Source organism: Roseibium sp. (assembly GCF_025698965.1).
Classification (GTDB): Bacteria; Pseudomonadota; Alphaproteobacteria; order Rhizobiales; family Stappiaceae; genus Roseibium.
This window is the reverse complement of sequence record NZ_JAILWL010000001.1, coordinates 53572-61416: the sequence shown is the minus strand read 5'-3', so window position 1 is coordinate 61416 and position 7845 is coordinate 53572. Positions and strand designations below refer to the sequence as shown.

At 56.7% G+C, this 7845-nt stretch carries 6 protein-coding genes; 2 read left to right on the top strand and 4 right to left on the bottom strand.

Annotated elements, in window-relative coordinates:
• Together K5905_RS00270 and K5905_RS00265 are read right to left on the bottom strand one after the other, a co-directional pair.
• A partial coding sequence (locus tag K5905_RS00270; RefSeq protein ID WP_297578770.1) for a tripartite tricarboxylate transporter permease occupies window positions 1–1988 on the bottom strand: 1988 nt, incomplete at its 3' end.
• 66 nt (window positions 1989–2054) lie between these two features.
• Window positions 2055–3161, bottom strand: a complete 1107-nt coding sequence (locus K5905_RS00265; protein ID WP_297578767.1) for a tricarboxylate transporter — start codon at window positions 3159–3161, stop codon at window positions 2055–2057.
• A 128-nt stretch (window positions 3162–3289) separates the two neighbouring features.
• Between K5905_RS00265 and K5905_RS00260 the strand changes: the two genes are divergently transcribed.
• Together K5905_RS00260 and K5905_RS00255 are read left to right on the top strand one after the other, a co-directional pair.
• Window positions 3290–3961: a response regulator transcription factor gene (locus K5905_RS00260; protein WP_297578764.1), complete on the top strand. Its 672-nt coding sequence runs from the start codon at window positions 3290–3292 to the stop codon at window positions 3959–3961.
• Window positions 3958–5322: a sensor histidine kinase gene (locus K5905_RS00255; RefSeq protein WP_297578761.1), complete on the top strand. Its 1365-nt coding sequence runs from the start codon at window positions 3958–3960 to the stop codon at window positions 5320–5322. The genes K5905_RS00260 and K5905_RS00255 overlap by 4 nt, the downstream gene beginning before the upstream one ends.
• 26 nt (window positions 5323–5348) lie before the next feature.
• Here K5905_RS00255 and tcuB read toward each other — a convergent pair whose 3' ends face one another.
• Together tcuB and tcuA are read right to left on the bottom strand one after the other, a co-directional pair.
• Complete coding sequence (tcuB, locus tag K5905_RS00250) at window positions 5349–6416, bottom strand: tricarballylate utilization 4Fe-4S protein TcuB (protein WP_297578759.1); 1068 nt, start codon at window positions 6414–6416, stop codon at window positions 5349–5351.
• Window positions 6406–7791: an FAD-dependent tricarballylate dehydrogenase TcuA gene (tcuA, locus tag K5905_RS00245; protein WP_297578756.1), complete on the bottom strand. Its 1386-nt coding sequence runs from the start codon at window positions 7789–7791 to the stop codon at window positions 6406–6408. The genes tcuB and tcuA overlap by 11 nt, the downstream gene beginning before the upstream one ends.
• Window positions 7792–7845 lie beyond the last annotated feature (54 nt).

The following is a 7845-nucleotide window of genomic DNA, read 5'->3' as shown; positions in this document are numbered from 1 at the left end:
ACCCCCGGTGGGAAATCCCGATTGAGCAGCCACGCCATGGCGCACATGAAAACGACACCACAGCCCCCATAAAGGAGCGCGTAAGTGAGGTTCCGCCCTGCACGGAAATGAATGAAGGCGACAAGGAATACGGCCAACGCCAGTATGAATCCGACCAGAGACGTCAGGATGAGAAGGCCGGCAAACCAGGCGAGTGTTGCCCAAAGACCGTGCCTGTTGTTTTCCGAATTGCCGACCTCGCTGTCACAGAAAAGCGGATCCTTTTCCGATGCCGAGCGCATACGGAAAAGAAGGACCGCGCATCCGACAATCGAAACCAGCCCGACAAATTGCGGGAACACGCGATCCGCGGAAGCATAATCCGGAATGAGCGAGGCATTGGTGAAGGCAAAGACAAGGTAGGCCAGGATGGCAATCAGGAAGATGAGCGGCGCGCGTTTCGTGCCAACCGCAACCTCACCTTCCGCCCTGATGTTTTTCGACTGTCGCAGACCAACAAACACCGAAATCACCGTAATGATGATCAGGACAATCACGATCGGTGAGAAGATGTACTCCACTCCGTCGGAAAAGCTTTTGCGGAACCTGGAAGCGGCAATCTGAACGGCCTGATTGGTGTAGGTTTCCGCCGGATTGGACAAAACGAACCCGATCAGGAACGCAGGCCGGGACCAATCGAACCGGCGCATGAGAATGCCGAGCAGACCGATGCTGAACAGGGCCACCAGATCCATCAGGTTCTGCCCCGACTGGAACGCGGCGAACGAGATGATCATGAAGAGGAATGGCGCCAGCAACGCAAAGGGAATGGTTGTCAGTCGCGCAATGCCACTGGAGCCCAGAATGCAGATGATCGTTCCGGCAACATTGGCGAGCGCCAGCAGCCAGACGATCGCGTATGTGACATCCAGATTGTTCTTAAGCATGGACGGACCGACTTCGATCTGTCCCGAGCCGAGCAGCGCAACTGCGCCGATGAAGACGGCCATGGATCCGGACCCGGGAATACCGAACAACAGGGTTGGCACCAGACCGCCGCCTTCCTTGGCATTGTTGGAACTCTCCGGCCCAATCACACCCCGGATGTCGCCATTGCCGAATTTGGACTTGTCCTTTGAGGTTTGAACCGTATGGCCATAGGCAATCCAGTCGACAACCGAACCGCCAAGCCCGGGAATGACACCGACCGTCACACCGATCAGGGAACAACGCACGCTGAGCCAGATATTCGAAAACCAATCGCGCACGCCATGAAGCCAGCCCCCACCAAGCATGGAGCGCTCCGAAATGGCTCGATCCTGGCGCAAGAGAGCAACGATTTCCGGGATGGCGAAAATGCCAAGACCAACGATCACCAATTTCAGACCGTCCGTTAGATACGGCATGTCGTAGGTTGCCATGCGCAGGGCACCGGCACTGTCGCCCTCACCTATCGTTCCCACCATCAGACCAAGGCCTGCAGCCACAATGCCTTTGATGGCGACCTGTCCGGCGAGAATGCCAACCATCGACAGACCGAAAAGCGTGATCATCAGCAATTCGGGCGTCCGGAACTGAAGCACGATCGGTCGGGCGACCAGAATGAAAAGGGTCAAGAATGCCGCACCAACCAGACCACCGAACAGAGATGAAGCAAAGGCCGCCGACAAGGCGCGGGCGGCCTCGCCCTTTTTCGCCAATGGGAAACCATCAAGGACGGTGGCTTGCGAGGCGGAAGATCCGGGAATGCCCATCAGAACCGAAGCGAATGTGTCGGACGTGGGCACAACCGCCACCATACCGATCATCAGGGCAAGGCCGAGGACCGGGTCCATGCCGAACATGAACGGCAGCAGCAGGGACAGACCCGCAATACCGCCGAGACCGGGGAAGACGCCAACGCAAAGTCCCATGACCACGCCGAGAATGAGGTAGCCGAGAACCGCAGGCTGTAAGATCATCGCTGACGCCTCGGCGAGCGCAGGCATAGCGGTACCAAGAATGTCCACTGGATCGTCTCTGATTTGAATTTCGTGGGATGCCCGCCCGGATATCTCCCAGGCGGGCTGGTCTTCTTACTTCAAGGAGACGCCGTAGCGATCCTTCAGCCAGGTCACGACAAAGGCCTTTGCGCTGTCGGGAACTTCGGTCGCGTTTTTCAGTGCACCTTGGGCCTTGCCACCAGTCATCTGAGGATATTTGCCGAGACGACCGGCAGAGATTTCGGCGAAGTCATCCCGTGCCTTGATCTTCTCGAATGCCTGGGAGTAAGTGAGGACTGCCTCCGGAGAGGCGCCGTTCGGCAGAAAAACCATCTTCTGTGCCGGGAAACCGGAAATGAAGAATGCCTTCCAGGCGTCCCATTTTTCGCCGCTTGTCTCACACCCGTCCGTCGCTTCGCAGACTTCCTTGAAGGTGGGAATGTCCGGGAAAGTCGGATCGCGAACGATATCGCCCTCGGGATTCAGTGCCCCCCAGGTCATCATCGGCACGGCCGTTCCGGCCTCGACCAGTGGTGTCACGCCTTTCAGATACGATGACGATGTCTGGTAATCGATATTGGCTTCGCCGCGCTCAAACATCAGCCGGCCATCACCTCGACCCTTGATGCCAAATACCGGTTCCACTTTCAGGCCCAGCATTTCCCATGCAAGCAAAGGCACCAGATCAAGACGGGTTGCACCTTGCGAACCATAGATGAAGTCAACGTCACGCAAGGCGCTGGCGTCTTCACCGTTCATCTTGTCTGCAAGATCAGGCGGCAGATAGGCGACACCTCCGGTTCCGGATGCCAGAACGACGTTCCAGTCCTTGTACTCGTAACGAACCCGCGGGTCGCCGAGGAGATACGGGAACTGGGTCGAGCCGGAAGATCCGAAAATCACGGTGCCCTGGCTGTCATCGAACTTCTGGTTCTGAAACCAGTTCGCGCCCTTTGTCGAGCCCGCACCTGGCATGAATTTTACTACAACGGTTGGATTGCCGGGCAATGCTTCGCTGAGCAAGGGGGCATAGAAGTTGGCCCATTTGGCTGATCCACCGGTTTCAGAAAACGGAATAACCCACTCGACCGTTTTGCCGGAAAGGTCAATGCCTTCCGCGAGTGCCTGAGCCGGAGCAAGAGCACCAGCAGCACACATGACACTGAGCGTCAGTTGACGCGCAAGCTTCTTAAGAACCATTTTTTCCTCCCAATGGCGCAGGCAGACCGGTTACGTCCACCGCGCGGTCAGGCCGCTCAAAAGCGGCTTGATGCATCAAGATTTCCCTGCGAAGCTTGCAATAAGCTTTCATCGAAAAAGAAAAAAATATGCGGATTGCGCTGGTCGAAGATAACGTGAGCCTTGCCAAAGGCATAGCATACCAATTGAGAGATGCGGGTCACTCAGTCGATGTTCTGCATCATGGAGGTGACGCCGAAGACTTTCTGCAGCAGGAAGATGGCGACCTGGTCATTCTCGATATCAATCTGCCGGGCAAGAGCGGGCTCGAGCTGCTCCGTGGTTTGCGAGAACGCGGCGATCCCCGTCCAGTCATTCTGTTGACCGCCCGGTCGGAAACGCAGGATCGGGTTTTGGGGCTGGATGCCGGGGCAGACGATTACCTTGTCAAACCCTTCGAGATGGAAGAACTGGCAGCCCGAATTCGCGCACTCGGTCGGCGCAAGGCAACCGCACCGCGGCACTTGCAGGAGGTCGGTCCTCTCAAGTTCGACCTCGGCGCACTGCAATTGCTTGAAGGAAATGTTGCGCTGGAAGTTCCAAGACGGGAGCTCGCCCTGCTGGCCGGGTTGGTACAGGCGAACGGGCGCACCGTTTCAAAAGCAAGTCTTCTGGATCAGCTTTATGGCGCGGGAAGCGAGACAGATGAGAAAGTTATTGAGGTCTATGTCTCCCGCTTGCGCAAAAGGCTGAGCCCCTACGGTGTCAACATCCAGGTCCACCGAGGCCTCGGATACTCCCTGAACAGGTCCGAAACATGAAGAGAACCTATTCTCTTCGCATTCGCCTGACGCTGATCATCCTTGTCCCACTCCTGTTCGTTGCAGGCGCTACGGGGCTTTGGCAGCTCAACAACGCAAGGATAACGGCCGGAGAGGTTTTTGATCGCAGCCTGCAATCAGCAGCCCTCGCAGTCACCAACGATGTGGCCCTTTCAAGCGGAGACGCTCTTGCTCCCGGCACGCGGAAGATCCTGTCAGACACTTCCGGAGGGCGGGTCTTTTATCATGTCTATGCCCCCGATGGCGTCATCGTTGCCGGATACGCCACCCCGCCCGCAGGCATTCCACGCACGACAGACAGCGACCTTAGCCCGGTTTATTTCAACGGTGAGTATCTGGGACGCGAAGTTCGTGGATTCCGGATGAGAACGCGCATGCAAGTTGATGGTTTCAGTGGTATTTTCACAACCACGGTCTGGCAAAACGTGACGGATCGCTCCAAGTTCGTGCGGGATCTCATGCTCCGTTCCCTGATCACGATTTCCTCCATCATCACCTCGCTCACTCTTATCGTCTGGTTCGGCATCCGGATTGGACTTCATCCTTTGAACGATCTCCAGCAAGCCATCGATTTGCGCTCCGGTGAGGATCTGAAACCGATCCGCAGGCCCGTACCTGTTGAAGTCGAAGGGATCGTACGCACCTTGAACCGACTTCTGGGACAGGTTTCCCAGGCGATGGCAAACCAGACGGAATTCATTTCCAACGCCGCCCACCAACTTCGAAATCCCATTGCCGGCGTTCTGTCCCTTGCCGAAGCCGTACGGTCGGCGAAAGACGAGGCATCTGCCCGGGAACGCGCGGACGATCTAGTGAAGGCAGCGAAGGAAACCAGCCAACTCGCCCAGAAACTGCTGACCTATGAACGCGCGAAATCGATCAGTCCCGCGTCGACCAAGGAGAGATTTTCCTTAAGCGATCTGCTTGATGAACTGACAGCGGAATTTTCCGGGAAAGACCTCAATGGTGTTCAGATCGACTTCGAAAAAGGCGCGCCATCCGTCTCTGTGACAGGTGACCGGACGATGGTGCGCGAGGCCGTTGCCAATCTGATCGACAACGCCTTGAAGCACGGTGGAAAGCAGCTTAGCAGCATCAAGGTTTCCCTAGAGGCGACGGATGATCGTGTCACATTCGTCGTCAGGGACAATGGCGTCGGTCTCACCGACAAGGACATTCAGACGGCTCTGCAACGGTTCGGACAAGTTTCAGGATCTGGCGGTGGCAGCGGTCTGGGCCTGCCGATCGTTGCAAGGGTTGTGGAACGTCATGACGGCAGTCTCGTCCTGCAAGGGAAAGCCCCGGGCCTGGAAGTTCGGATTACCCTTCCCCGCAATTGAGAAATGGCTTTTGCCAGTTACACCGCTTACCCGGCAGGTCTGCGTTGCTCATCCCGAACAAGGGCTGCAAGGCGATAAAACCCGTGCGCCATCTTTGTGTAGGGCGTCAGCAGAAAGAAACCCAGAACCGAGCCGAGATGAATGGCAAGCAGTGCCGGTAGAAGCACTGTTCCGCCGAGAACATAAAGCAGCAACCCGCTGAGCGAGACCACGAACAGCAGCACAATGAAACCCATTTCCCCTCCCCACACCGACGGAGCACCAAGGTTTTTGTCAGCCTGCAGCTTCAACATCGCAAGCTTGACGGTGCCGATAACCATCAAAATTCCTCCGGAAATGCCAAGGAGTTTCGGCAGCGACCAGAACGGATAGGGCGCAGGCATATCCAGAAAATAGTGCATCAGGGTACCGACGGATGTCGAAGCGAAGCAGAGCAAAAAGCCGTACATTACCGCCTGGTGCGCCAGCCGACGTGCCTGACTGAACCGGTCTTCGTCTTCAAAGTTGCAGCCGTCGCCATGTCCTCCTGCCAGGTTCTTCATCTTGGCAGCAGACTCGAATGCAACGGATATCTGCGCCAGTGTTACCTTGGTCCCACCCGTTGTATGCCAATATCTCGTCAGACTGATTGCGATACTGACCAGCGGAAACAGGAACGCCGGCAGAAAAATGGCAATCATGACCGAGTGGGACAGGACCGCATAAAAACCGTCCCCGCCGGCAGGCTTGAACATATGAATTGCGAGGAACATTACGGCAAACCCAAGAACGGTCGCCAGAGCGATCATGACACCGCTCTTTTGAAATGCGCGTGCAACAGATGTGGGCCATGCGTGGGTTTCCCAGCTGTCGTGCCTGACTTCGGCCAGAACCTTGGGAAGGTTCAGGCCGAACTCGTGCGGCGCCGTATACTGGCAGGCATAGTAACAGCCCCGGCAGTTGTGACAGAGATTAGCAAGTTGGGTCAGGTCGCCATCGGAAAAGAACCGCTCGGCATGCAACGCCGGAAACACGGAGCAGTAACCTTCGCAATATCGGCAGGCGTTACAGATTTCAGCCTGCCGGCGGGCTTCCTGCAAAAGGTCAGTTTGCATAATTGGCAGCCTCCTGTCCCGCGATGCGTCCGAACACGGTTCCGATCGTCATGCCGAAGCCCGCGAGGTATCCTTGCCCGAGAATTGATCCAGCCATGGTTTCACCTGCGGCCCACAGATTTCTGATCGGTCCGGTTGCGGTGCTGCATTGGGCATTTTCATCAACCTTGAGGCCCAGATAGGTGAAGGTGACACCAGTCCGCAGGCTGTAGCCGTAGAACGGTGCTTCCGTGATCGGGCGCGCCCAGTTCGTCTTTGGCGGCATCAGGTTGGTCGTGGCGACAGCATCCAGCTCCATCGGGTGAAATGCCGACGTGTCGCCGCACGCGGCATTGAACTCGTCGACGGTCTTGCGGAGTTCCGCCTCAGGCAATCCCATTTTCCGGGCGAGCTCTTCAAGCGTGTCCGCCTTGATCGGCGGGAAAACAGACGGCATGAACAGGTTCAGGGATTTTGCGTCAATGATGACATAGCCGACCTGATCAGGTTGACCCGCAACCAACCGTCCCCAGATCGCATAGCGCTTGGGCCAGACATCCTCGCCCTCGTCATAGAACCGCTTGGCATTCTTGTTGACGACAATTGAAAATGGCACGCAATCGAGACGAGTTACGATGCCACCGTCGAACTTGGGAGCCCGACCATCAATGGCGACCGCATGACACTGGGTCGGATCACCGACGGATTGAACTCCCTGCGCCAGAAGATCGGCAAGAACCACACCTCGATTATAAGGTGTGCCACGAATGAGGAAGTTACGTGCGGCAGGCCCCCACGCGCGGGTCAACCAGTCGGTGTCGGCCTGGAAACCGCCGGATGCAACAACGACAGCCTTCGGCGACATCTGCCGATTTATGTCTTCGTGGGAATAGTCGATGCGGGTGATTTGGTCGCCTGCCAACTCCAGGTGCGTGACATGAGCTTCATAAAGCACTTTCACTCCCAGTTTTTCCGCGGTTCGGTAATAGGCGTTCACCAGGGATTTGCCACCGCCCATGAAAAAGGCGTTGGTGCGCGCAAGCGACAGTGTGCCTGACAGAGATGGCTGGAAACGAACACCTCGCCTTTCCATCCAAGGGAGACATTCTTCCGAAGTTCTTATGGCGAGCCGGGCAAGCTTTTCATCAGTCTTGCCATCGGTGACCTTCAATAAATCCTCGAAATATTCTGTTTCGCTGTAATCTTCTACCAACGGCCCGAGAGGTGTCGAATGCATGCACCGGAAATTGCGGGTGTGGCGAGAATTGCCGCCTCGATAGGCCTTGGGGGCTGTCTCCAGAATGGCAACTTTGGCGCCCCTCTCTGCGGCGGTGATCGCAGCACATAGCGCCGCGTTGCCGCCACCGATTACGGCCAAATCGAATTGCGTGGTCATGGTCCGGGTCCTCTTCAGGCCTTTCTACCAATCGAGCAATTGATTTGACTAATG

What these genes read in the sequence shown, in the direction of transcription:
- K5905_RS00265 (WP_297578767.1), bottom strand. Translation starts at nt 3,161, where the DNA reads ATGGTTCTTAAGAAGCTTGCGCGTCAACTGACGCTCAGTGTCATGTGT.
- K5905_RS00260 (WP_297578764.1), top strand. Translation starts at nt 3,290, where the DNA reads ATGCGGATTGCGCTGGTCGAAGATAACGTGAGCCTTGCCAAAGGCATA.
- K5905_RS00255 (WP_297578761.1), top strand. Translation starts at nt 3,958, where the DNA reads ATGAAGAGAACCTATTCTCTTCGCATTCGCCTGACGCTGATCATCCTT.
- tcuB (WP_297578759.1), bottom strand. Translation starts at nt 6,416, where the DNA reads ATGCAAACTGACCTTTTGCAGGAAGCCCGCCGGCAGGCTGAAATCTGT.
- tcuA (WP_297578756.1), bottom strand. Translation starts at nt 7,791, where the DNA reads ATGACCACGCAATTCGATTTGGCCGTAATCGGTGGCGGCAACGCGGCG.